Here is a 21,737-nt window from a genome sequence, read left to right on the forward strand (position 1 = left end):
CACGCTTCAGTTCACGCATTTCGGTCCATTCTGGCCTGCGTCGATCGGTGGGGCGGGCGGAACCGGCGTCGCGGTCGTCGACGTTCCGGAGAAGTCGAACGTGGAGCTCGCGGCCGAGCCCGGCCCAGAATAGTCGCTCGCCAGCACGACGCTCACCGAGTCCGGTGACATCGACGGATCCGCGACCACCGTGAGCTTGCCGAGGGCTTCGGCGACCGCCTTGGCCTTCGGATCCGCGCTGTCCGCCGCGAGCACGCGGCTACCGGTGACACTTCCACCGGAATAATTGCCCACCCGGCCCGCTTGGAAACCCTTCGCCGTCAAGGCCTGCGACACCTGACCGGCCAGACCCCCGACTCCGCTGGCGTTGAGCACGTTCACCGCGACGGTCGCGGGATCCACCGCGGGGGGTGCGGACTCCTCGGCCTTCTCCCCGACGAGCGAGGCCACATAGGACTTGACCGCCTTCGGCTCCACCCGGACCACGGACTCGCCGTCGCTGGTCGTGCCGTTGAGATCGGCCACCGGAATGGTCTCGAACTCGACCTGGCCGCCGGAGAGATCCTGGAGTTGCTGGAGGAACGCGACCACGTCCCAGCCCTCGTCGAGCACTACCGTGCGCCCGACCGCCTCGCTCAGGTGGCTGAGCCGCGCCGGGCTGCTGAGCGTCTTCGCGCTGAGCACCTGACCGACCAGCTGGGCCATGAACACCTGCTGGCGCACGATCCGGTCCAGGTCGCCGCGCTGCAGGTCGTGGCGCTGGCGTACGAAACTCAGCGCCTGCCTGCCGTCCAGCCGCTGACGGCCCGCGGGGAAGTCCGCGCCCGACATCCACTCGTCCACCGGATTGTTCAGGCACACCTCCACGCCGCCGACGGCGTCGGTGAGCAGCACGAAGCCGAGCAGGCTGACCTCGGCGTAGTGGTCGACGGTGATGCCGGTCAGATTGGCGACGGTCTTGATCAGCGCCTGCCGCCCCGCCTTGGTCGACTTCTGCTCGGCCTCGACCTCCGCGACGCCCTGTTCGATGAGCTTCTGCCGCTCGGTCTCCTTGGTCGCGCCGTACGCCGAATTGATCTTGCCCGTGCCGATGCCCGGGATGTCGACGTAGGAATCGCGCGGCAGCGAGATGGCGGTCGCGGAGCTGCCGTCGTTGGGCACCCGGACCAGCACGATGGTGTCGGTGTTGGTGCCCACCTCGTCGCCCGCGTGCAGCATCGCGCGCTCGGCGTCGGTGAGCGGGTTGCCGTGCGCGTCGGTGCGGCTGTCCACGCCGACGAGCAGGATGTCGACCGCGCCGTCGCGGCCGCCGCCGAGGCCGAGGTCGCCGATGCGCTGGATGTTGGAGATCAGCGAGTCGACGCTGTGCCAGGCGAATCCGGTGATGACGAGCACCACGGCGGCCAGTGCCGCGACGAAGGCGTGCACCGGGCCCCACGAACCGTCGCCGGTCTGTGCGCCGGCTGGTCGCGACGGCATCGATGTGCTCCTCCGCTGCAACTGAGCATCCTCTCGACAAGCCCCATGTTCACCCCGACCACCCCCGCGGCTCCCGCGGCCGATCCGTAGATCCCGCAGCCCCGGAGCCGTCGCTCAAGGCTAACCAACGGTTACCCCACGGGACGGCACCCGCGAGTGTCACGGCGTGCCAGACTTGCGACCGTGACCGCCGCCGTACCGCCCGCCGCCGCTCGTCTCGTCGTCACCGGGGCCGGTGGACAAGTCGGCAGGGAGCTGTTGCGCCTCGCGCCGCGCGCTCGCGGATACGGGCGCGCCGACCTCGACATCACCGACGCCGACGCGGTGCGTGCCGCGATCGCCCCCGGTGACGTGGTGCTCAACTGCGCCGCGTACACCGCGGTGGACAAGGCCGAGTCCGAGCCCGATGCCGCCTTCGCGGGCAACGAGACCGGCCCGGCCGTGCTCGCCGCCGTCTGCGCGACCGTCGAGGCCCGGCTCATCCATCTCTCCACCGACTATGTCTTCCCGGGTACCCAGCGCGCGCCGTACGACACGGACGATCCGACGGGGCCCGCCACGGTGTACGGACGATCCAAACTGGCGGGGGAACGGGCGGTCCTGGAATCGGCGCCGAATTCGCATGTGGTGCGGACGGCCTGGGTGTACAGCGGGCGCGGCGGTGATTTCGTCGCGACCATGCTGCGGCTGGAACGCGAGCGCGAGACCGTCGACGTGGTGGACGACCAGATCGGGTCACCGACCTACGCGGCGGATCTCGCCGCGGGCCTGCTCGAGCTCGTCGCGCGGCCGGACGCGCCGCGGCTGCTGCACGCGACCAACGCGGGCGTGGCGAGTTGGTTCGACCTGGCGCGGGCGGTCTTCGCGGAGGTCGGCGCCGACCCGGAACGGGTGCGACCGTGCGATTCCACGGCCTACCCCAGACCCGCACGGCGCCCGGCCTATTCGGTGCTGTCGGACCGGGCTTGGCGATCGGCCGGGTTGACGCCGCTGCGGGACTGGCGCGCCGCGCTGCACGACGCGCTGCGCGCGAGCCGGGAATGACGGCGAGAACCGCTCGGCCCGTGCCCTTTTCGACGCGCTCGGCGGTCCGTCGCCGACCGGCTCGGAAGACCGATCGGTCTGCCATCGGTCCTGCACCAGGGCACGCGCGGTCGCGTCGTTCCGACTAGGCTCGCCCAATGTGAGCGCTTCCGATTCCTTGGGCCCCGGTGGCCTTGCCGTCGTCACGGTGACTTATTCGCCCGGCGAGCACCTCGAGCACTTCATCACCACCCTCGCCCACGCCACCAGCGAGAAACCGCAGGTGATCCTGGCCGACAACGGGTCGGTCGACGGCGTGCCCGAGCTGGTGGCCGAGGCCAACTCACACGTGCGGCTATTGCGCACCGGCGGCAACATCGGATACGGCGGCGCGATCAACCGCGCCGTGGCCGAGATCGACCCGAGTATCGAGTTCGTCGTCATCGCCAACCCCGATATCCGCTGGGGCGCCGATTCCATCGACAAGCTGCTCGAAGCCGCCAAGCGCTGGCCGCGGGCGGGCGCGCTCGGCCCGATGGTGCTGGAGCCGGACGGCAGCGTGTACCCGTCGGCGCGCTCGGTGCCCGGTCTGCTGGACGGCGCGGGTCACGCCATCCTGGGCACCGTGTGGCCCGGCAACCCGTGGACCCGCCGCTACCGGCAGGAGAACGAGGAGATTTCCGAGCGCACCGTCGGCTGGCTGTCCGGCTCGTGCCTGTTGGTGCGCCGCGCCGCCTTCGACTCGATCGAGGGCTTCGACTCGCGCTACTTCATGTACATGGAGGACGTCGACTTCGGCGACCGCATGGGCAAGGCGGGCTGGCACAACGTGTTCGTGCCGACCGCCGAGGTCACCCACGCCAAGGGCCACGCTGCGGGACGCCATCCCGAGGTGATGCTGCCCGCGCACCACGCCAGCGCGTACCGGTTCCAGGCCGACCGGCATCCGCACTGGTGGCAGGCGCCGCTGCGGCTCGCGTTGCGCGCCGGACTTGCGATTCGCTCCCGGATTGCGGTTCGATCTGCGCTGCGTGAGTTGGCTCGGGAACAGGGCCGACAGGCGTAGCAGCGCGGCCGACGAACTAGGGGAATATTGATGGCAGGACATCCAGGCACCGACGCCGTGATTCTGGTCGGCGGCCAGGGCACGAGGTTGCGTCCGCTGACCCTCTCGGCGCCCAAGCCGATGCTGCCGACGGCGGGCCTGCCGTTCCTCACCCACCTGCTCGCCCGCATCGCCGAGGCCGGGATCACCCACGTCGTGCTGGGCACGTCCTTCAAGGCGGAGGTGTTCGAGGAGCACTTCGGCGACGGCGCCGAGCTCGGTCTCGAGCTGGAGTACGTCACCGAGACCGAACCGCTCGGCACCGGCGGCGGCATCCGCAACGTGCTGCCCAAGCTGCGCGCCGACAACGTGATGGTCTTCAACGGTGACGTGCTCGGCGGCACCGACCTCGGCGCGATCCTGGACACCCACGAGTCCACCAACGCCGATGTGACGCTGCACCTGGTGCGCGTCTCCGATCCGCGCGCGTTCGGCTGCGTGCCCACCGACGAGAACGGCCGGGTCACCGCGTTCCTGGAGAAGACCCAGGATCCGCCGACCGACCAGATCAACGCCGGTTGCTACGTCTTCCGCCGCGAGTACATCGAGAAGATCCCGTCCGGGCGTCCGGTGTCGGTGGAGCGCGAGGTCTTCCCCGCGCTGCTCGCCGAGGGCGCGCGGGTGCAGGGCCATGTCGACTCGTCGTACTGGCGTGACATGGGCACTCCCGAGGACTTCGTGCGCGGCTCGGCCGACTTGGTCCGCGGCATCGCCCCCTCGCCCGCGCTGCCGGGTCAGCGCGGCGAATCCCTGGTCCACCCCGGCGCGGGCGTCGCCCCCGGCGCGCTGCTCATCGGCGGCACCGTGGTCGGTCGCGGCGCGGAGATCGGCGCGGGCGCGCGCCTCGACGGCGCGGTGATCTTCGACGGCGCCGTCGTCGAGGCGGGCGCCACCGTGGAACGCTCCATCATCGGCTTCGGCGCCCGCATCGGCCCGCGCGCGCTGGTCCGCGACGGCGTCATCGGTGACGGCGCGAACGTCGGCGCCCGCTGCGAGCTGCTGCGCGGCGCGCGCGTCTGGCCCGGCGTCGAGATCCCGGACGGCGGCATCCGCTTCTCCACCGACGTCTGAGATCCGCACCGGACGCCAGAGAGTTCGCGATCAGTCGGTGCGTTTCCAGACGTAGCGGGTTTTGGGGCGGCCCGCGCGGCCGTAATCGGAGCGGCGGACGACCAGGCCGTCGTCGGCCAGCTTCTCGAGGTAGCGCCATGCGGTGATCCGGGAGACGCCGATGCCGGTCGCGGTGTCGGCGGCGGTGATGCCGTCCTCGGCGGTGCGCACGATCCGCGAGATCTCCTCGAGTGTCTGCGGCGCGACGCCTTTCGGGGTGTTGGCGCGCTGGTCCGGAGTGCGCAGCGCGCTGAGCGCGCGGTCGATGTCGAGCTGGGTCAGCGCGGACTCGCCCGCGGGCAGTGCGGTGCGGAACTCCCGGTAGCGCTCCAGCTTGTCGTGGAAGGCGGCGAAGGTGAACGGCTTCAACAGGTAGAGCACCACGCCGTTGGCGACGGCCGTGCGCACCATCGCCAGGTCGCGCGCCGAGGTGATGGCGATGACGTCGGGACTGGGCGCCATCCCGCTGAGCGCCGCCGCGACGTCCAAACCGCTGGTGTCGGGCAGGCCGATGTCCATCAGCACCAGGTCGACCGGTGTGCCCTCGGCCGCTGCCGCGGCGGTCGCCCGCATCGCCTCGCGTCCGGTCTGCGCGATGCCGACCGGTGTGAAGCCGGGAATGCGCTCGACGTAGGCGCGGTGCGCCTCGGCGATCAGCGGCTCGTCCTCGACTATCAACACTCGGATCACGATGCGTCCTTTCCAGCGCCGCGCGGAATCGTCACGGTCACCGCGCTTTCCGGCTCGCGGCGGGCGTCGATCGCCCCGCCGTGCCTGGCGATCACGCGGTGCACCAGCGCGAGGCCGAGCCCGTGATGATCGTCTTTGGTGGTGTAGCCGCGCTCGGCCGCGCGCGCGAAGATCTGTGCCGACATACCGGGCCCGCTGTCGGTGACGCGCAGAAACAGGTCCGAATCGGCTTGGCGCAGCGTGGTTTCCACCCACGCGCCCGCGCTGCCCGCGGCGGCGTCGATGGCGTTGTCGATCAGGTTGCCGACCAGCGTGACCGCCTCGCGCGCCGAGAGCGGCGCGATGGCGTCGAGGGCGGTGTCCTCCGAGATCGTCAGCTCCACACCGCGTTCGGCGGCCTGGTTCACCTTGCCGAGCAGCAGAGCGGCCAGTGCCGGATCGCCGACCGCACCCATCATCCGGTCGATGAGCGACTGGGAGAGCTGGAGTTCGGCGGTCGCGAATTCGACCGCTTCGCGGTGCTTGCCGAGCTCGACCATGGTGACCACCGTATGCAACCGGTTGGCCGACTCGTGCGCTTGGGCGCGCAGCGATTCGGCGAAACCGCGTACCGAGTCGAGTTCGCCTAGGACGCCGCGCAATTCGGTGTGGTCGCGGATGGTCATCACGGTGCCGAGGGTGCGGCCCTGTGAGGTGACCACGTCCTGGTTGACCAGCAGAATCCGGTCGTTGGTCACGTGCATCTCGTCGCGGACCACGCCCCAGCTCATGCGCTGCAACGAGATCGGCAGATCCTCGCGGTGCACGTCGCCCTCCGGCAGATCGAGCAGCCGCCGCGCCTCGTCGTTGACGACCTCGGCCCGCGCGCCCGCGCCGAAGGCCACCAGGCCCTCGTGGATCGAATGCAGCACCGCGTCGTGGTGTTCGTACATCACGCGCAACTCGTCCGGCGCGAGGCCGTGCGTCTGGCGGCGCAACCGGCGGCTCAGCAGGAACGAGCCGAGCGCGGCCACGACCAGACCCGCGCCCGCCACGCCGAGGATCTTCGGCAGCTGCGCGGCGACCTGATCGCCGATGCGCGCCCGGGTGACGCCCGCGGACACCAGCGCCACGATGCGGTCGCCGTCGTACACCGGAGTCACCGCGCGGATGGACGGCCCGAGCGTTCCGGTGAACGTCTCGGTGAACGTCTCCCCGGCCAGCGCCCTGTCGATGTTGCCGCTGAACGGCTGGCCGATGCGTTCGGGATTGGTGTGGGTGAACCGCGTCCGGTCCGGCGCCATCACCACGATGAAATCCATCCGGGTCTGCAACCGGATCCGCTCGGTCACCGGTTGTAGCTGCGCGCTGGGATCGGCCGAGAGCACCGCCGCGCGGGTGGACGGCGCCTGCGCCAGGCTCACGGCCACGTCGGTGACTTCGTGCTCGGTGGTCACGTCGCTGGTGTGCCTGGCGTCGAACACCGCGAGCACCGCAGCGCCGGCGATCATCAGCGCGAGCACCACGAGTTGCAGGACGAAGGCCTGACCCGCCAGGGAGAGCCGGAGGCGGCGCGGCCGCTCGTCCCGGCGAGGACGCGCGCGCGACCCGGACCCGGCGGCGTCTGTGAAGCGACGACGTCGCACGAGCTGACCTCCACTGAACGTTATGCACCAAACAGTGACCCGCGTCACGCGGGTCGTCATCATTTTGCACAGGCGGCCGGGACGGCTCGCATTCCGGTACCACTCGGAGGACATGATTCGCCATGAGCGATAGACCTCGCGCTGTTCGGCGCGACCGTACCCACTGGCTGTATCTGGCGGTCATCGCCGCGGTCGGCGCGGGCATCCTCGTCGGCTGGCTCGCGCCCGACGTGGGCGTCTCGCTCGCGCCGCTCGGCACCATGTTCGTCGACCTGATCAAGATGATGATCGCCCCGGTCATCTTCTGCACCATCGTGCTCGGCATCGGCTCGGTGCGCACCGCGGCCACCGTCGGCAAGGTCGGCGGGCTCGCGCTCGGCTACTTCCTCGTCATGTCGACGATCGCGCTCGGCATCGGCCTCGTGGTCGGCAACCTGCTGGAACCGGGCAGCGGCATGAACATCGCAAAGACCGCGGGCGCGGGCGCCAAGTACGCCGATCAGGCGCACAGCGCGGGCGGCACCTGGGATTTCATCAACGGCATCATCCCGACCACGCTGGTCTCCTCGCTCACCGCGGGCAGCGTGCTGCAGGCGCTGTTCGTCGCGCTGCTCGTCGGCTTCGCGGTGCAGGCCATGGGCAGCGCGGGCGAGCCGATCCTGCGCGCGGTGACGCTGGCGCAGAAGCTGGTCTTCCGCATCCTGTCGATGATCTTGTGGCTGGCGCCGATCGGCGCGTTCGGCGCGATCGCGAACGTCGTCGGCAAGACCGGCCTGGACGCCGTGGTGCAGCTGGCCACCCTGATGATCGCGTTCTACCTGACCTGCCTGGTGTTCGTGTTCGGCGTGCTCGGCGTGCTGGTGCGGGTGGTGTCGGGCGTGTCGATCCTGAAGCTGGTCCGATACCTGGCTCGCGAGTACCTGCTCATCGTCGGCACCTCGTCCTCGGAATCGGCACTGCCGCGGCTGATCGCGAAGATGGAGCACCTCGGCGTCGAGCGGACCACCGTCGGCGTGGTCGTGCCCACCGGCTACTCGTTCAACCTGGACGGCACCGCGATCTACCTGACCATGGCCTCGATCTTCATCGCCGACGCGATGGGCAAGCCGCTCAGCCTGCCCGAACAGCTCGGACTGCTGCTGTTCATGATCGTCGCGTCGAAGGGCGCCGCGGGCGTCACCGGCGCGGGTCTGGCCACCCTCGCGGGCGGGTTGCAGAGCCACCGGCCCGAACTGCTCGACGGCGTCGGCCTGATCGTCGGCATCGACCGCTTCATGTCGGAGGCCCGCGCGCTGACGAACTTCTCCGGCAACGCCGTCGCGACCGTGCTGATCGGCACCTGGACCAAGACCATCGACGTGGACCAAGTCCGGCTGGTGCTCGACCGCAAGCTGCCGTTCGACGAACGCACCATGGTCGACGAGCACGGCGCGCCGGAGTCCGCCGAACCCGCCGAACCCGCCGAGAAGAGCCTGGTCTCGGCCTGACCCCTGAGACGTCCCGGCCAACGCCGGGGCCGCGGGCGGCATCGCTCCATCCACCCCCTCCGCACGGTGCCGCCCTGGCGATCGACGAAGGGCCCGCGTTATCCCGCGGGCCCTTCGTTCGTTTGCGTTGGTGCTCAGGTATTTCCGGCGGTCAGGCGACCGCCCACTTCTCCGGATTCAGGTGGTACTGGACGAGCGCGGTGGCGTGGCCGTGGCCGATGCCGTGCTCGGTCTTCAGCAACTCGACCAGCGCCTTGTGCCCGGCAAGACCCGAATCGCGCAGCACGGTGAACCACTCGTCGATGCCGCGGCCGTACTTGGCCTCGATGTTGGGGAAGTAGGACGCGGGGCCGTGCGGCTTGGTCGCCATGGTCGTCTCCTGTGCTCGAAGTGCGTTCACAGTTAAGGACGGGACCTCGTCGCGGGACTCATCGGCGGGCTGGAGTTTGTGCCCTGGATCACACCGCGGGGGCGGTCGCGCCCTTGGCCGCCGACCGCTCCCTGATCAGCAGCGCACCGGTGACCGCGACCAGCAGCGCGGTGAGTCCATGGATGCCGAAGGCGGCGCCCGCCGAACCGTCCCAGCGCAGGACCGTGAGCATGTCGCCGAACGGGATCAGCGCGATCACCAGCGTGGCGATGCCGAGCGCGTACCGCTGCTTCGCGACGAGCAGTGCCAGGATGACCAGCCCGGAGGCGGTATCGCGGAGCCTGGATAGATTGTCTAGCGGTGCTAGAATTCGGCCATGAGCACCCAGACTCGTAAGGAACGCGAACTGGCCGAACGCCATCGGCGAATCATCGAGACCGCCCGCGAACTGGCCGAGTCCCAGGGCTGGGAATCGGTGACGGTGCGCAGGCTCGCCGACCGCATCGAATACAGCCAGCCGGTGCTCTACAGCCACTTCGCGGGCAAGACCGCCATCGTGACGGCCGTCGCCGAGCAGGGCTTCGCCGAACTCACCGAGGCACTGCGCGCGGCGCATGCCACCGCCGAGACTCCGGCCGCTGCGCTGGAGTCGGTGGCGCGGGCCTACCTCGACTTCGCGGCCGCCAACCCGGCGCTCTACGACGCGATGTTCCTGATGAAGACCGACCTGACCTTCGGGCCGGACGCGCCGCAGGCGCTGCGCGAGGGCTGGGCCGAGCTGGAGCGTCTGTTCCGCCCGTACGTCGAGGAACCCGATCTCGGCGCGCGCACCGAGGTGGCCTGGAGCTCGATCCACGGCATGGCCACCCTCGCGCGCGGCGGTCGGCTGGTGCCGGAACTCTGGGAGGCGCGGCTGCGGATCCTGGTCGACGAGTGGCTGGCCGGGGTCGGGGCCGAGGCGCGTCGCTGAGTTCTCGCGCGCAGGTAGCGTGGGTTCATGGCTGATGTTGTGGTGGTCGGCTCCGGACCCAACGGACTCGCCGCGGCGGTGGTTCTCGCCTCGGCGGGACTGTCGGTCGAGGTGTTCGAGGCCGAGGCCAAGCCGGGTGGCGGCTCGCGAACCGCGGAGCTGACACTGCCGGGCTTCCACCACGACGTGTGCGCGGGCGCGCACCCGATGGCCTTGGCGTCGCCCTTCTTTCGCGCGTTCGATCTCGGCGCGCGCGGCGTCGAGCTGCTCACTCCCGAGGTGTCCTACGCGCACCCGATGGACGGCGGCCGGGCCGGACTCGCCTGGCTGGATCTGGAGCGGACCGTCGCCGATCTCGGCCGCGACGGTGACGCGTGGCGGCGGCTGTTCGCGCCGCTCGTTCGCAAGTGGCAGGGCGTCGTCGACGTGGCCATGTCCGATATGCGCGCGCTACCCGACGACTTGCCGACCGCGGTGCGTTTCGGCCTGCGGCTGGTCGAACAGGGCTCGCCCCTGTGGAACGCGCGCTTCCACGAGGACATCGCACCCGCGCTGCTGACCGGTGTGGCGACCCACGCGATCACCTCACCGCGCGCCGTCCCCGCGGTCGGCGCGGGCCTGCTGCTCGCCACGCTCGGCCACGCGGGCGGCTGGGTCATCCCGCGCGGCGGCAGCCAGGCCATTCCCGACGCGCTCATCGCCGAACTCGAGGACCTCGGTGGCCGGGTGCACACCGGCCACCGGGTGGATTCGCTGGACGAGTTCGCCGGTGCGCGCGCCGTGCTGCTCGATCTCGCGCCCGCGGGGCTGCTCCGCCTGGCCGCCGACCGGCTGCCCACCCGATACGCCAAGCGGCTGCGCCGGTTCAGGTACGGCGGCGCCGCGTGCAAGGTCGATTTCGCGCTCTCCGGCCCGGTGCCGTGGCAGGCCGAGGGTTGCGCCCAGGCGGGCACCCTGCACCTGATCGGCAGCCGCGCCGAGGCGATGGCGGCCGAGGGCGCGGTCGCCGCGGGCCGCCACGCCGAGCGCCCGTACGTGCTCGCCATCCAGCCGGGCGTCGTCGATCCCGGTCGCGCGCCCGGCGACGCGCACACCTTCTACACCTACGCCCACGTGCCGAACGGTTCCGATCGCGACATCAGCGACGCGGTCATCGCCCAGGTGGAGCGTTTCGCGCCGGGCTTCCGCGACCTGATCCTCGCCACGAATGTGATCACCGCCGCCGAACAACCCGCGCACAACGCCAACTACGTCGGCGGCGACATCTCCGCGGGCGCGATGACGTTGCGCCAGACGGCCTTCCGCCCCGCCCCGCGCTGGAACCCGTACGCCACACCGCTGCCCGGGGTCTACCTGTGCTCCGCGGCGACACCGCCGGGTCCCGGCGTGCACGGCATGAACGGCATGCACGCCGCCCGCCACGTGCTCCGGCACGAATTCGACATCCACACCGACCCGCTCGAACTCCTGCGCGACCGTCAGCCACAGCACCGCTGACATCGCCTGGACGGGTTCCTCCTCGTCGGGGCGGCCTTCCGCCGCCGCCACCGGCCGAAACAGATCGGCTCCAGACGAACGCGATTCACCGTCGGCATCGCAGCGCAGACCCGTGTCTGGGCGGCGCGACCACCCGCCAACACACGCGCCGAAAAACGCGCGAGCACCGCTGTCCTCGGACAACGGTGCTCACGCGGAGATGATCGCTAGACGGGCGCCGTGCGGTAGAGATCGGGCTCGACGTAGATGACCCGCGCGGCGGGCACAGCGCGGCGGACCCGCGCCTCGGCGGCGTCGATGGCCGCGGCGATGGTCGCGATGTCGAGACCCGGCGTGATCGCCACCTTCGCCGCCACCAGAATCTCCTCCGGGCCCAAGTACTGAGTCTTGAGGTGGATGACGCGGTCGATGCGCTCGCCGTCGATCAGGCTCTCCCGGATCGCCCTGTCCTCCTCGGGGGTCGCGCCCTCGCCGATCAGCAAGCTCTGCATCTCGATGATCAGGATGATCGCGATGACACCGAGCAGCGCGCCGATGCACAGGGTGCCGATGCCGTCCCAGACCGCGTTGCCGGTAGCCATGGTCAGGCCGACGCCGAGGAAGGCGAGAATCAGACCGACCAGCGCGCCCATGTCCTCCAACAGCACCACGGGCAGCTCGGGGCTGCGCGAGTTGCGAATGAACCGCCACCAGGTGGCGCCGCCCTTGAGCGGACGGGATTCGCGGATCGCGGTGATGAAGCTGAAGGTCTCCAAGCCGATGGCGATCAACAGGATGACGATCGCGACGATCGGCGAGCTGAGATCCTCGGGATGCTGGATCTTGTGGATGCCCTCGTAGATGGCGTAGATCGAGCCGAGCGTGAACAGCACGAGAGCCACGATGAACGAGTAGAAGTAGCGGTTGCGCCCGTAACCGAACGGGTGCAGCTCGTCGGCCTCCTGTTCGGCGCGGCGCTGGCCGAACAGCAGCAAGCCCTGATTGGAAGTGTCGGCCACCGAGTGCACCGCCTCGGCCAGCATCGAGGCCGAACCGGTGATCGCCGCGCCGATGAACTTCGCCACCGCGATCCCCGCGTTCGCCGTCAACGCGGCCAGAATCGCCTTCTTGCCACCGCCAGCAGACATGTCCTGAAGGTCCTCTCTCGTTTCGCCGATCACGGCTAACTTAGCTTGTTCGCCGATCCTCGGCCGAGTGCGTGCGCCCGTCGCTCAGCTGCCCGCGCCGAGGCAGGCGCAGAACAGCTGGGCGGGTCCGTCCACCGTTTGGGCGCGAATATCGCTGTCTGCGGCCGAGATCCAGGCCGCGCCGCCGCGCCCGACGAGCAGCTCCGCGCCGTCCTGGAGCAGCCGCACCGTGCCCGCCGTGCACAGCATGATGCCCGGCCCCGCCGAGGTGAGCGGCACCTGTCCGGAACCCGCGGTGAGATCGAATCGGCGCAGTGCGAATTCGGGCGCGGGGGTGCGATACCGCACCGAGCCGTCGCCCGCCGGTTCCGGCAGCACGACCGGCAGATCGATCGGCTCGAAATCCAGCACCCGCAACAGTTCCGGCACGTCGACGTGCTTGGGCGTCAACCCGCCGCGCAGCACGTTGTCGGAGTTGGCCATGATCTCCACGCCGAGCCCGCGCAGGTAGGCGTGCAGGTTTCCGGCGTCCAGGAACAGTCCCTGCCCCGGCTCCAGCGTGACCCGGTTCAGCAGGAGCGCGGCCAGCACGCCCGCGTCGCCGGGATAGGCCTCGGCGAGCTCGAGCGCGGTGCGTGCCTCGAGGGTGAAGGCGCGCTTGCCCTTTCCGGACAGATACCGCACGCAGCCGTCCAGCACCGCGGGCAGCAACGTGGCGAGCACCGGCTGCGGCAGCGTGATCCAGGTGGTGAACAGTGTTCGCAAGCCCGCCGAATCGGGTTGGGAGGCAAGCATCTCCGTGTACGAGGCGAGCTGGGGGACCTCCAGCGCACGGAACAGCTCGACGGTGCGGCGCGGTTCGCGGAACCCGGCCAGCGCCTCGAAGCGGTCCAGCGCCACCACCAGTTCCGGCTTGTGGTTCTCGTCCCGATAGTTGCGCATCGGCGAGTCCAGCGGCACCCGCGCGCGGTTCTCCCGCTCGAATCCGGCGCGCGCCTGCGACGCCGACGGATGCGCCTGCAGCGACAGCGGCTCCTCGGCCGCCAGGATCTTCAGCAGGAACGGCAGCTTGTCACCGAATTCCGGTGCGGCCGCGCCCAGTTCGCGATGCGGGTTCGCGGCGACGAACTCCAGCAGCGATGTGGTGCCGACCGGCGTCTTGACGTGCGCGGGATCGGCGGGATGGGCGCCGAACCAGAGTTCGGCCTCGGGGTGTGCGGAGGGGACGGGACGGCCGCACAGCTGAGCGAGCGCGGTGCGCGAACCCCATGCGTAGGAACGCAGTGCACCAACGAGTTCGTGCACTAGTAGCGTCCCCCGTCGTACTGTTCGCCGCCGAAACCGCGGGACGTGTCCGCGGCCGCGCCGCGCGAGCCGATCAGCCGCAGGTAGGCCGCGGCCATCTCCAAGCGCAGCGCGAGCACCGCGAGTTGCTCCAGTTCCGTGCCGCGCCCGGACCCGCCGGGCTCCTCGCCGCGCACCGGCGTCGGGGCGGCCGGATCGGTCAGGCTGTTCTGTAACAGGTCGACGTCGGCGCTCACCAGATCGGCGTCGACCAGACCGGATCCGGCGCCGCCGAACACCGCGACCCGGCGCCGTGCGGCGGCCTGATCGGGATCGGCGCTGAGCACGAACACCCGGATTCGCTCCACCGGCGCGGGGCCGTCGAGTTCCTCGTCGTGGAACAGTGGATCGAAGTCGGGTGCGGACTCGCCCGCGGCCTCGACCATGCGCGGATTCGCGGCGACCGCCTCGGCGAGATCGGCCGCCGTCGCCACCTTGCCCGCGGCCTGCAGCAGCACCTCGGCGCCGTGCTCGGCGAGCTCCGCGGCGGCGGGGGAGTCGCCCGCCAGCACGATGCCGCGCTGCTGCATGCGCGCGGCCAGCGTCTTGGCGGGGTTGTGGAAGACCTCGTTGTGCGGTCCGTCGCGCAGCGCTTCGGCGTCGAGCACGTCGGCCAGCGCGGTCAGGTCCGGCACGGCCGCGCCGGTGCGCGTCGGATCGACGATGCGCAGCACCGCGATACCGGCCGCGAGGAAGCGCAGCAATCGGTTGTGGTCGAGCACCGGGACCCGCGGCTCCAGCAGCGCGGCCCGGCCCGCGGCGGCGGCGCGCAGCGGACCCTCGTGCGGTGCGGCGACGACGACCTCGGCGCCGCGGCGCAGCGCGCGGTCCACCGCGTCGATCAGGCGCGGATCGCCCGCGTCGTCACCGGCGACGAGCACCACGTCCAGCGGGCCCACCCACGGCGGCAGCGCGGCGACCGACACCACCGGCAGACCCGCGCGGTCACCGAGCGCGGCGACGAGCAAACCGGCGGCGCGTGCGGCGCGGCCGGAGCCGGAGACCAGGACCACGCTGCGTGGGCGAAGGTCGGCGAGACGGGCGAGCGCATGCTCGCCGATGGCCGCCGCGGTGGCGCGCACTTGGGCGCCACCCGAGGCGGCCGAGCGCAGGGCGCCGCCGCTGTCCGCCGCTTCGAGCGAAGCGGCATCGTCGAGGTCGAGCACCGGTGTTCCAGCGATCATCGGGCGTTCCACCTCCCCTCATCGCGCTGCGTCCGGATCGTCCACACCGAGCCCAGGTCGGGCGAATCCACTGTCAGTGATTCCACTATTCCAGTCGGGAGCGGGCATCGCTCGGGATCTCGCGCTGAGCAGAACCCTCTGCTTCCACGGTCGAATCCCGAGCTTGTGATTCCACTCCGTCGTAACTCCACTATCCCAGTCAGGACCGGACGATGCCCAGAATCTCGCATCAGGCAGAGCCGTCTGCTTCCGCGGTCGAATCCTGAGCTTGTGATTCCACTCCGTCGTAATTCCACTATCCCAGTCAGGAGCGGACGATTCCCAAAATCTCGGTCACGAGTGCGTCTACTTCCTCCGGCGATCTGGCCTCGACGTTCAGCCGCAGCAACGGCTCGGTATTCGAGGCGCGCAGGTTGAACCAGGCGTCGTCGGCCAGCTGGACCGTCACCCCGTCGAGGCGGTCCACCGACTTGGCGCGATCCTCGAATGCCTCGACCACGGCCAGCGTCCGCTCCTTGGCGTCGGCCACCGTCGAGTTGATCTCGCCCGAGGCGGCGTAGGTCTCGTAGGACGACATCAGCTCCGAGATCGGCCGGTCCTTCTCGCCGAGCGCGGCGAGCACGTGCAGCGCCGCGAGCATGCCGGAGTCGGCGCCCCAGAAATCGCGGAAGTAGTAGTGCGCGGAGTGCTCGCCGCCGAACACCGCGCCGGTGGCGGCCATCTGCTGCTTGATGAACGAGTGGCCGACCCTGGTGCGCACCGGGGTCCCGCCCAGCTCGTGCACAAGCTCCGGCACCGCGCGCGAGGTGATCAGGTTGTGGATGATGGTCGCGCCCGGCTCCTTGGCCAGTTCGCGCTCGGCGACCAGCGCGGTGATGGCCGAGGGGGAGACCGGCTCGCCGTGCTCGTCCACCACGAAGCAACGGTCGGCGTCGCCGTCGAAGGCCAGGCCGATGTCGGCGCCGGATTCGCGGACCAGCCGCTGCAGGTCGACCAGGTTCTTCGGGTCGAGCGGGTTGGCCTCGTGGTTGGGGAACGAACCGTCCAGCTCGAAGTAGAGCGGCACGATGGTCACCTGCGCGAGCGTGCCGAGCACCTCCGGCACGGTGTGCCCGCCCATGCCGTTGCCCGCGTCCACCGCGATGGTGAGCGGGCGGATGTTCTCCAGATCGACCAGCCCGCGCAGGAATTGCGCGTAGTCGGCGAGCAGGTCCACTTCGGTGGCGCTGCCGTGCGGGCCGTCGAATTCCGGCACGCCCGCGACGAGCTCGTCCTTGATCGCGGCCAGGCCGGTGTCCTGGCCGACCGGCAGCGCGTTCGCGCGGCACAGCTTGATGCCGTTGTACTGGGCGGGGTTGTGGCTCGCGGTGAACATGGCGCCGGGGCAGCCGAGGCGGCCGGAGGCGAAGTACAGCTGGTCGGTGGAGGCCAGGCCGATGTGCACCACGTCGAGACCCTGGGCGCGCACACCGTCGGCGAAGGCGGCGGCCAGCGCGGGGGAGGACTCGCGCATGTCGTGTCCGATGACCACACGGCCGGCGCCCTCGCCGCGCATCAGCCGAGCGAAGGAAGCTCCCACGTCCCTGACGAATTGCGCGTCGATCTGTTCACCGACCACACCGCGAACGTCGTAGGCCTTGATCACCGCGTTCACGAATTCGGCAGAGCGGGCGACTGTCATGGGCACTACCCTAGTGTGCCCCGCCGACACCGTGGGACCGCTCCCTACCCTCCGCCCCGATTTCACCCCGCGGGGCTGGTGTGGGGCTGTGGCCCCGGCCCCCCGTCGCGCTCGAGAACACGCCGCGGGCAACCGATTTCGCCGGGCGCGCGACAGAGCTGTGGCGACCGGACCGGGAGGAGCGTTCCGACGAGAGGCGTCTGGGTGTCTCGGAACGAGAGCGCGCGAGGTCAGTTCGGCGGATCGGGCAGCACGCGCAGATGCCCGCGTCTGCCGGTACGCGTGGTGCGCTGCGGCGCGGGTGCGTAGTCGCGGTAGCCGCGCTGATCGGGCTCCGGGGGACGGCGTCGCAGACCGGCCTCGCGAACGGCTTCGGCCAGTGCGGTGAGATCGTCGTCGTCCGGGGTGGTGGAGAAGCCGCCCTCGTGGCGGACCAGCTCCCAGCCCTTCGGCGCGGTGATCCGGGAAGCGTGCGTTTCGCACAGGTCCCACGAATGTGGTTCGGCGACCGTCGCGAGCGGACCGACCACCGCGGTGGAGTCCGAGTAGACATACGTGAGCGTCGCGACGGCCGGATTCTTGCAGCCGGGTCGGCAGCAACGACGCATGGGGATCACGCCGATGAGAGTAACCCCCCTGGCCTCCGGATGTGGACAGACACGCGCTAAGAGTGGCGGCTCACACGCGTACTTCCGCCCTCGCTCCGGGCATGCGCGGTCGCGAGCGAACCTCGTCCGGCCACGCCGGTCGGACGCGAATCGCCCGATTCGGGACCTACTCTTCCTCCGCCTCCGGATCGATGACGTCGGGGTCGACGCCGAGGTAGGTGGCGATCTGCTGCACGAGCACCTCGCGCAGCAGATCGACCAGATCGTCCGGATCGCTCGCGCGCAGCTCGAGCGGTTTGCGGAACAGCACGATCCGCGCGCGGGTCGCCTGACCGTGCCGGTCGACGCCCGCGGGGATCAGCCGGGACAGCGGGACCGGTCCGTCGGCCACCACCTCGTCCGGCCAGGTGACCGAATCAGGGTGCAGCGGACGGATTTTCGGTACATCGTCGACGGCGATGTCGAGTTTGGTGAGCCGATCGTGCCAGCGGCTGTCGAGCGGGGCGAACGCCTCCAGCACGAGCCGGTCGAACTGCTGGCCTCGGGTGCGCCAGGCGGGCACCGTCGGCGGCAGCATCGGCCCGCGCACCCCGCGGCCGCGTCGGATCACCGACCGGGCGGTGGGCGGGCGTCGATGGCGGGAACGGGACATACCCAAAATCTAGGTGAACTCGCACCGACCCCGCGCATCGAGGTCGGTGCGACACCTACGTGTCAGCCGATACCGCGCTTGAGGCGCCGGCGCTCCCGCTCGGAGAGGCCACCCCAGATACCGAAGCGCTCATCGTGTGCGAGTGCGTATTCCAGGCACTCGTCGCGTACCTCGCAGCCCATGCAGATCCGTTTCGCCTCGCGGGTCGAGCCGCCCTTCTCGGGGAAGAACGCCTCCGGATCGGTCTGCGCGCACAGGGCACGCTCCTGCCATTGCTCTTCGATGCTTTCGAACATCTCGTCGAAGCCCGTCACGACCAGGCTGAGCCGGGGTGTCGACACCGCGTCACCGCCGTCTTGCTCGCTCCGGCCGATGTCTGCGCAGACGCCACGTGCTGCGCCTGCTGTGGAATCGGGTTGCGAGACCATATCGTTGGCCATCGCTCCGCCTCCTCACTGTGTGTTAGCGCAGAATGATTCTTTCCGTCGGACCAACACGCACACCGACGGCCCTACCCCGCGACGTTGTCCCGCGGACATCCCCGAGCGCGTCACCCCGGCTCGAACATCTGTTCGAAAAGTCGTCCGCGCCTTGCACTCTCGCGCGAACCCGGAATGACATGACTGTGATTAGACACGCCGGACGTGTCGATGGTCAAGCCGCCGACGCTATTCCGTTACTATCCGCGACCGATTTCCGTGCTGATCTTGGTGTATGGCATAGCAAATGACCAGCAAATATGGCCCGAACACCGCTCGCTTCGACACCGCATAGGCTGTGCGGATGTGACTGGACAACAAGCGGACATCGCGCCCGCCAAGGGGCCCAAGATCGCCGTACTGGTCGGCGGAGTCGGCGGCGCGCGCTTCCTGCAGGGCGTGCGGGAACTGCTGCCGGAAGCCGACGTTTCCGCGATCGTGAACGTCGGTGACGACGTCTGGATGCACGGCCTCCGCATCTGCCCCGACCTCGATACCTGCATGTACACCCTCGGCGGGGGGATCGATACCGAACGCGGGTGGGGCCGCGTCGGCGAGACCTGGCACGCCAAGGAGGAGCTGGCGAAATATCACGCGCAGCCGGACTGGTTCGGCTTGGGCGATCGCGATATCGCGACGCACTTGATTCGCACCGAAATGTTGCGTGCCGGGTATCCACTCTCGGCGGTCACCGAAGCGCTCTGCAACCGGTGGCAACCCGGCGTGAAACTGATCCCGGCAACCGACGATCGGTGTGAAACGCATGTGGTTGTCAGCGACCCCGAGAACCCTGGCGAACGCCGCGCGATCCATTTTCAAGAGTGGTGGGTTCGATACCGCGCGAACATCGACACCCATGGATTCGCCACAATCGGGGCGGATGAAGCAAAACCGGCCCCAAATGTGACGGATATCATATCGTCCGCCGACGCGGTGCTGCTGGCGCCGTCCAACCCGGTGGTGAGTATCGGCGCCATCCTCGCGGTGCCCGGCATCCGCGGCGCGCTGCGCACCACCGAGGCGAAGGTGATCGGCGTCTCCGGCGTGATCGACGGAAAACCGTTGCGCGGCATGGCCGACGAGTGCCTGTCGGTGATCGGCGTCGAGACGACGGCCGAGGCGATCGGTCGCTACTACGGCGCCCGCTCGGCCACCGGCATTCTCGACGGCTGGCTGATCCACAGCACCGATACCGCCGACGTGCCTGGCGTCGAGGTGCGCAGCGTGCCGCTGCTCATGACCGACCCGCCGACGACCGCCGAAATCGTGCGCGAGGCACTGGATCTCGCGGGGGTGAAGCCGTGACCTCGATCGACCACGCCGCGGGCGAGCTGAGCATCCTGCCCGTCACCGGCCTGCCGGAGTTCCGTCCCGGCGACGACATCGCCGAGCACATCGCCACACGGGCGCCCTGGCTGGCCGACGGCGACATCCTCGTGGTCACCAGCAAGATCGTGGCCAAGGCCGAGGGCCGAATCGTCGCCGCGCCACTGGATCCCGAGGAACGCGACGCCGCCCGCCGGGCGCTGGTGGACCAGGAGGCCGTGCGGGTGCTCGCGCGCAAGGGCCGCACCCTGATCACCGAGAACAAGCTCGGCATCGTCCAGGCGGCATCCGGCGTGGACGGTTCCAATGTCGAGCAGGGCGAATTGGTGCTGCTGCCCAGCGATCCGGACGGCAGTGCCAAGGCGCTGCGGACCGCGCTGGCCGAACGGCTCGGCGTGACCGTCGCCGTCGTGATCACCGACACGATGGGACGAGCCTGGCGCAACGGGCAGATCGACGCCGCGATCGGCGCGGCCGGGCTGCGGGTGCTGCACGACTACGCGGGCTCGGTGGACGGGCAGGGCAACGAACTGCAAGTCACCCAGGTGGCCGTCGCCGACGAGCTGGCCGCCGCCGCGGATCTGGTGAAGGGCAAACTGGGCGGCGTCCCGGTCGCGGTGGTGCGCGGCCTGCCGTTCGTCGACGACGGTTCGGGCGCGACGGATCTGCTGCGCCGCGGTACCGACGACCTGTTTTGGCTCGGCACCGCCGAGGCCATCGAACGCGGGCGCGGCGAGGCCGTGCTGCTGCGACGTTCAGTGCGCCAGTTCGCCGACACCCCGGTCGATCCGGAACGCGTCCGGGCGGCGGTCGCCGTCGCGCTGACCGCGCCCGCGCCGCATCACACCCGGCCGGTCCGATTCGTCTGGCTGCGCGATCGGGAACTGCGGAATCGGTTGCTGGAGGCGATGGCCGACAAGTGGCGCGCCGACCTCACGGCCGACGGACGCGACCCCGAGCGGGTGGAGCGGCGGGTGGCGCGCGGCCGGATCCTGTTCGACGCCCCCGAGGTGATCATCCCGTTCTGCGTGCCGGACGGCGCGCACGACTATCCCGACGAACGCCGCCGCGCCGCCGAGCGGACCATGTTCACCGTGGCGGTGGGCGCGGCCGTGCAGGGTCTGCTCGTCGCGCTGGCCACCGAGGGGATCGGCAGCTGCTGGATCGGCTCGACCATCTTCGCCCCCGAGATCACCAGGGACGTGCTGGGTCTCGCCGCGGACTGGAACCCGTTGGGCGCTATCGCCATCGGTCATCCGTTGACGGAGCTGACGCCGCGTCCGGTCACGGGGCCGGGGGAAGGGTTGGTCGAGCTGTGAGCGCTGAGTCGCTGCACGCGTCGGCGACATCGCTGCTGGAGACCTGGCGTCCCGTGGTGGACCAGGATCGGTCGCTGCGGGAGGCCATGCTGGCCTTCCTCGGTTCCGCGCCGCGCGGCTGTCTGCGCGAGCACGCACCCGGTCACATCACGGCCTCCGCCGTGGTGTTCTCCCACGACGCCCGCGAGGTGCTGCTGACCCTGCATCCGAAGGTGGGGCGCTGGATTCAGCTCGGCGGGCACTGCGAGGAGGGCGACGACACCGTCGCCGACGCCGCGCTGCGGGAGGCGACCGAGGAGTCCGGCATCCCGGGGCTGCGGATCGAGCCCGGCCTCTATGGTGCGCAGGCGCATCCGATCACCTGTTCACTCGGTGTGCCGACCCGCCACCTCGATCTGCTGTTCCGTATCACCGCGCCCGCCGGTGCGGTGCCGGTGCGCAGCGCGGAGTCGACGGATCTGCGGTGGTGGCCGGTGGACGCGCTGCCGGAGGATGCCGAGGTCTTGTTGTACTGAAGAAGGTGCAGGGCGTCCGGTCGGTCGACGGTTCCGACCGGACGCCTTTCGTTATGTCATAACAACTTTACAAATCAGTTCTTTTGTATAGACATGTGACAGTTGTCGTTCTAATGTCCACCTCAGAAGTATTGTGCGTCACACCT

General features: G+C 70.0%; 21 protein-coding genes. 9 read left to right on the plus strand and 12 right to left on the minus strand.

Annotated elements, in window-relative coordinates:
- Positions 1-6: 6 nt before the first annotated feature.
- Positions 7-1,479, minus strand: coding sequence for an LCP family protein (locus tag AB0H49_RS13420; RefSeq protein ID WP_357250857.1), 1,473 nt, complete (start codon positions 1,477-1,479; stop codon positions 7-9).
- 183 nt (positions 1,480-1,662) lie between these two features.
- On the opposite strand from AB0H49_RS13420, the gene rfbD reads away from it, so the two are divergent.
- The 3 genes from rfbD (at position 1,663) to AB0H49_RS13435 (ending at position 4,678) form a co-directional block, all read left to right on the plus strand.
- On the plus strand, positions 1,663-2,523 hold the full coding sequence (rfbD, locus tag AB0H49_RS13425; RefSeq protein WP_357250860.1) for a dTDP-4-dehydrorhamnose reductase: 861 nt from the start codon (positions 1,663-1,665) through the stop codon (positions 2,521-2,523).
- Positions 2,524-2,662: 139 nt separating this feature from the next.
- Entirely contained in the window at positions 2,663-3,568 is a 906-nt protein-coding gene (locus tag AB0H49_RS13430; protein WP_357250863.1) for a glycosyltransferase family 2 protein, read from the plus strand.
- A gap of 30 nt (positions 3,569-3,598) precedes the next feature.
- Positions 3,599-4,678: an NDP-sugar synthase gene (locus AB0H49_RS13435; RefSeq protein WP_355001751.1), complete on the plus strand. Its 1,080-nt coding sequence runs from the start codon at positions 3,599-3,601 to the stop codon at positions 4,676-4,678.
- A 30-nt stretch (positions 4,679-4,708) separates the two neighbouring features.
- Here AB0H49_RS13435 and AB0H49_RS13440 read toward each other — a convergent pair whose 3' ends face one another.
- The gene (locus AB0H49_RS13440) at positions 4,709-5,407 is read right to left on the minus strand and encodes a response regulator (RefSeq protein WP_355001750.1); all 699 of its coding nucleotides are present in this window, start codon (positions 5,405-5,407) and stop codon (positions 4,709-4,711) included.
- A complete protein-coding gene (locus AB0H49_RS13445) occupies positions 5,404-6,897 on the minus strand; it encodes a sensor histidine kinase (protein WP_357251016.1) in 1,494 nt (497 codons plus the stop codon). The genes AB0H49_RS13440 and AB0H49_RS13445 overlap by 4 nt, the downstream gene beginning before the upstream one ends.
- 257 nt (positions 6,898-7,154) lie before the next feature.
- On the opposite strand from AB0H49_RS13445, the gene AB0H49_RS13450 reads away from it, so the two are divergent.
- Positions 7,155-8,519 (plus strand): cation:dicarboxylase symporter family transporter, encoded by a 1,365-nt coding sequence (locus AB0H49_RS13450; protein ID WP_357250867.1) that lies wholly within the window; start codon positions 7,155-7,157, stop codon positions 8,517-8,519.
- Positions 8,520-8,670: 151 nt separating this feature from the next.
- On the opposite strand, the gene AB0H49_RS13455 is transcribed toward AB0H49_RS13450, so the two are convergent.
- A complete protein-coding gene (locus tag AB0H49_RS13455) occupies positions 8,671-8,889 on the minus strand; it encodes a DUF4287 domain-containing protein (protein WP_355001748.1) in 219 nt (72 codons plus the stop codon).
- Positions 8,890-8,977: 88 nt separating this feature from the next.
- Positions 8,978-9,310, minus strand: coding sequence for a DUF4267 domain-containing protein (locus AB0H49_RS13460; protein ID WP_357250870.1), 333 nt, complete (start codon positions 9,308-9,310; stop codon positions 8,978-8,980).
- Between AB0H49_RS13460 and AB0H49_RS13465 the strand changes: the two genes are divergently transcribed.
- Together AB0H49_RS13465 and AB0H49_RS13470 are read left to right on the plus strand one after the other, a co-directional pair.
- Positions 9,266-9,859 (plus strand): TetR/AcrR family transcriptional regulator, encoded by a 594-nt coding sequence (locus tag AB0H49_RS13465; protein ID WP_355001746.1) that lies wholly within the window; start codon positions 9,266-9,268, stop codon positions 9,857-9,859. The two genes, AB0H49_RS13460 and AB0H49_RS13465, sit on opposite strands and share 45 nt — an antisense overlap.
- Before the next feature lie 27 nt (positions 9,860-9,886).
- Positions 9,887-11,356 carry an NAD(P)/FAD-dependent oxidoreductase gene (locus AB0H49_RS13470; RefSeq protein ID WP_357250873.1) on the plus strand — a complete coding sequence of 490 codons (1,470 nt, stop codon included), beginning with the start codon at positions 9,887-9,889 and terminating at the stop codon, positions 11,354-11,356.
- A gap of 206 nt (positions 11,357-11,562) precedes the next feature.
- On the opposite strand, the gene AB0H49_RS13475 is transcribed toward AB0H49_RS13470, so the two are convergent.
- From AB0H49_RS13475 to AB0H49_RS13505, 7 genes are all read right to left on the minus strand, one after another.
- On the minus strand, positions 11,563-12,483 hold the full coding sequence (locus AB0H49_RS13475) for a cation diffusion facilitator family transporter (RefSeq protein ID WP_355001744.1): 921 nt from the start codon (positions 12,481-12,483) through the stop codon (positions 11,563-11,565).
- An 84-nt stretch (positions 12,484-12,567) separates the two neighbouring features.
- On the minus strand, positions 12,568-13,788 hold the full coding sequence (gene manA / locus AB0H49_RS13480) for a mannose-6-phosphate isomerase, class I (protein ID WP_357250877.1): 1,221 nt from the start codon (positions 13,786-13,788) through the stop codon (positions 12,568-12,570).
- On the minus strand, positions 13,788-15,011 hold the full coding sequence (locus tag AB0H49_RS13485; RefSeq protein ID WP_357250880.1) for a tobH protein: 1,224 nt from the start codon (positions 15,009-15,011) through the stop codon (positions 13,788-13,790). Before AB0H49_RS13485 ends, manA begins: the two co-directional genes overlap by 1 nt.
- Positions 15,012-15,315: 304 nt before the next feature.
- Positions 15,316-16,692, minus strand: coding sequence for a phosphomannomutase/phosphoglucomutase (locus AB0H49_RS13490; protein ID WP_357250883.1), 1,377 nt, complete (start codon positions 16,690-16,692; stop codon positions 15,316-15,318).
- Positions 16,693-16,922: 230 nt separating this feature from the next.
- Complete coding sequence (locus AB0H49_RS13495) at positions 16,923-17,309, minus strand: DUF3499 domain-containing protein (protein ID WP_185757013.1); 387 nt, start codon at positions 17,307-17,309, stop codon at positions 16,923-16,925.
- A 157-nt stretch (positions 17,310-17,466) separates the two neighbouring features.
- Positions 17,467-17,952 (minus strand): metallopeptidase family protein, encoded by a 486-nt coding sequence (locus tag AB0H49_RS13500; RefSeq protein WP_355001740.1) that lies wholly within the window; start codon positions 17,950-17,952, stop codon positions 17,467-17,469.
- A gap of 62 nt (positions 17,953-18,014) precedes the next feature.
- Entirely contained in the window at positions 18,015-18,248 is a 234-nt protein-coding gene (locus AB0H49_RS13505) for a WhiB family transcriptional regulator (RefSeq protein ID WP_029901515.1), read from the minus strand.
- Positions 18,249-18,596: 348 nt separating this feature from the next.
- Here AB0H49_RS13505 and cofD point away from each other — a divergent pair, with 348 nt between their 5' ends.
- From cofD to AB0H49_RS13520, 3 genes are read left to right on the plus strand one after another with little or no spacing between them, the layout of a single operon-like run.
- Positions 18,597-19,736, plus strand: coding sequence for a 2-phospho-L-lactate transferase (gene cofD, locus AB0H49_RS13510; protein ID WP_357250887.1), 1,140 nt, complete (start codon positions 18,597-18,599; stop codon positions 19,734-19,736).
- Positions 19,733-21,076, plus strand: coding sequence for a coenzyme F420-0:L-glutamate ligase (locus tag AB0H49_RS13515; protein ID WP_357250890.1), 1,344 nt, complete (start codon positions 19,733-19,735; stop codon positions 21,074-21,076). The genes cofD and AB0H49_RS13515 overlap by 4 nt, the downstream gene beginning before the upstream one ends.
- Entirely contained in the window at positions 21,073-21,591 is a 519-nt protein-coding gene (locus AB0H49_RS13520; protein WP_355001737.1) for an NUDIX domain-containing protein, read from the plus strand. The genes AB0H49_RS13515 and AB0H49_RS13520 overlap by 4 nt, the downstream gene beginning before the upstream one ends.
- The last annotated feature ends 146 nt before the right edge of the window (positions 21,592-21,737 follow it).

The sequence above is a fragment of the Nocardia sp. NPDC050713 genome, assembly GCF_040654315.1.
Lineage (GTDB): Bacteria > Actinomycetota > Actinomycetes > Mycobacteriales > Mycobacteriaceae > Nocardia.

What these genes read in the sequence shown, in the direction of transcription:
- AB0H49_RS13420 (WP_357250857.1), bottom strand. Translation starts at nt 1,479, where the DNA reads ATGCCGTCGCGACCAGCCGGCGCACAGACCGGCGACGGTTCGTGGGGC.
- AB0H49_RS13435 (WP_355001751.1), top strand. Translation starts at nt 3,599, where the DNA reads ATGGCAGGACATCCAGGCACCGACGCCGTGATTCTGGTCGGCGGCCAG.
- AB0H49_RS13445 (WP_357251016.1), bottom strand. Translation starts at nt 6,897, where the DNA reads ATGATCGCCGGCGCTGCGGTGCTCGCGGTGTTCGACGCCAGGCACACC.
- AB0H49_RS13450 (WP_357250867.1), top strand. Translation starts at nt 7,155, where the DNA reads ATGAGCGATAGACCTCGCGCTGTTCGGCGCGACCGTACCCACTGGCTG.
- AB0H49_RS13455 (WP_355001748.1), bottom strand. Translation starts at nt 8,889, where the DNA reads ATGGCGACCAAGCCGCACGGCCCCGCGTCCTACTTCCCCAACATCGAG.
- AB0H49_RS13465 (WP_355001746.1), top strand. Translation starts at nt 9,266, where the DNA reads ATGAGCACCCAGACTCGTAAGGAACGCGAACTGGCCGAACGCCATCGG.
- AB0H49_RS13460 (WP_357250870.1), bottom strand. Translation starts at nt 9,310, where the DNA reads ATGGCGTTCGGCCAGTTCGCGTTCCTTACGAGTCTGGGTGCTCATGGC.
- AB0H49_RS13470 (WP_357250873.1), top strand. Translation starts at nt 9,887, where the DNA reads ATGGCTGATGTTGTGGTGGTCGGCTCCGGACCCAACGGACTCGCCGCG.
- AB0H49_RS13475 (WP_355001744.1), bottom strand. Translation starts at nt 12,483, where the DNA reads ATGTCTGCTGGCGGTGGCAAGAAGGCGATTCTGGCCGCGTTGACGGCG.
- AB0H49_RS13485 (WP_357250880.1), bottom strand. Translation starts at nt 15,011, where the DNA reads ATGATCGCTGGAACACCGGTGCTCGACCTCGACGATGCCGCTTCGCTC.
- AB0H49_RS13490 (WP_357250883.1), bottom strand. Translation starts at nt 16,692, where the DNA reads ATGACAGTCGCCCGCTCTGCCGAATTCGTGAACGCGGTGATCAAGGCC.
- AB0H49_RS13500 (WP_355001740.1), bottom strand. Translation starts at nt 17,952, where the DNA reads ATGTCCCGTTCCCGCCATCGACGCCCGCCCACCGCCCGGTCGGTGATC.
- AB0H49_RS13505 (WP_029901515.1), bottom strand. Translation starts at nt 18,248, where the DNA reads ATGTTCGAAAGCATCGAAGAGCAATGGCAGGAGCGTGCCCTGTGCGCG.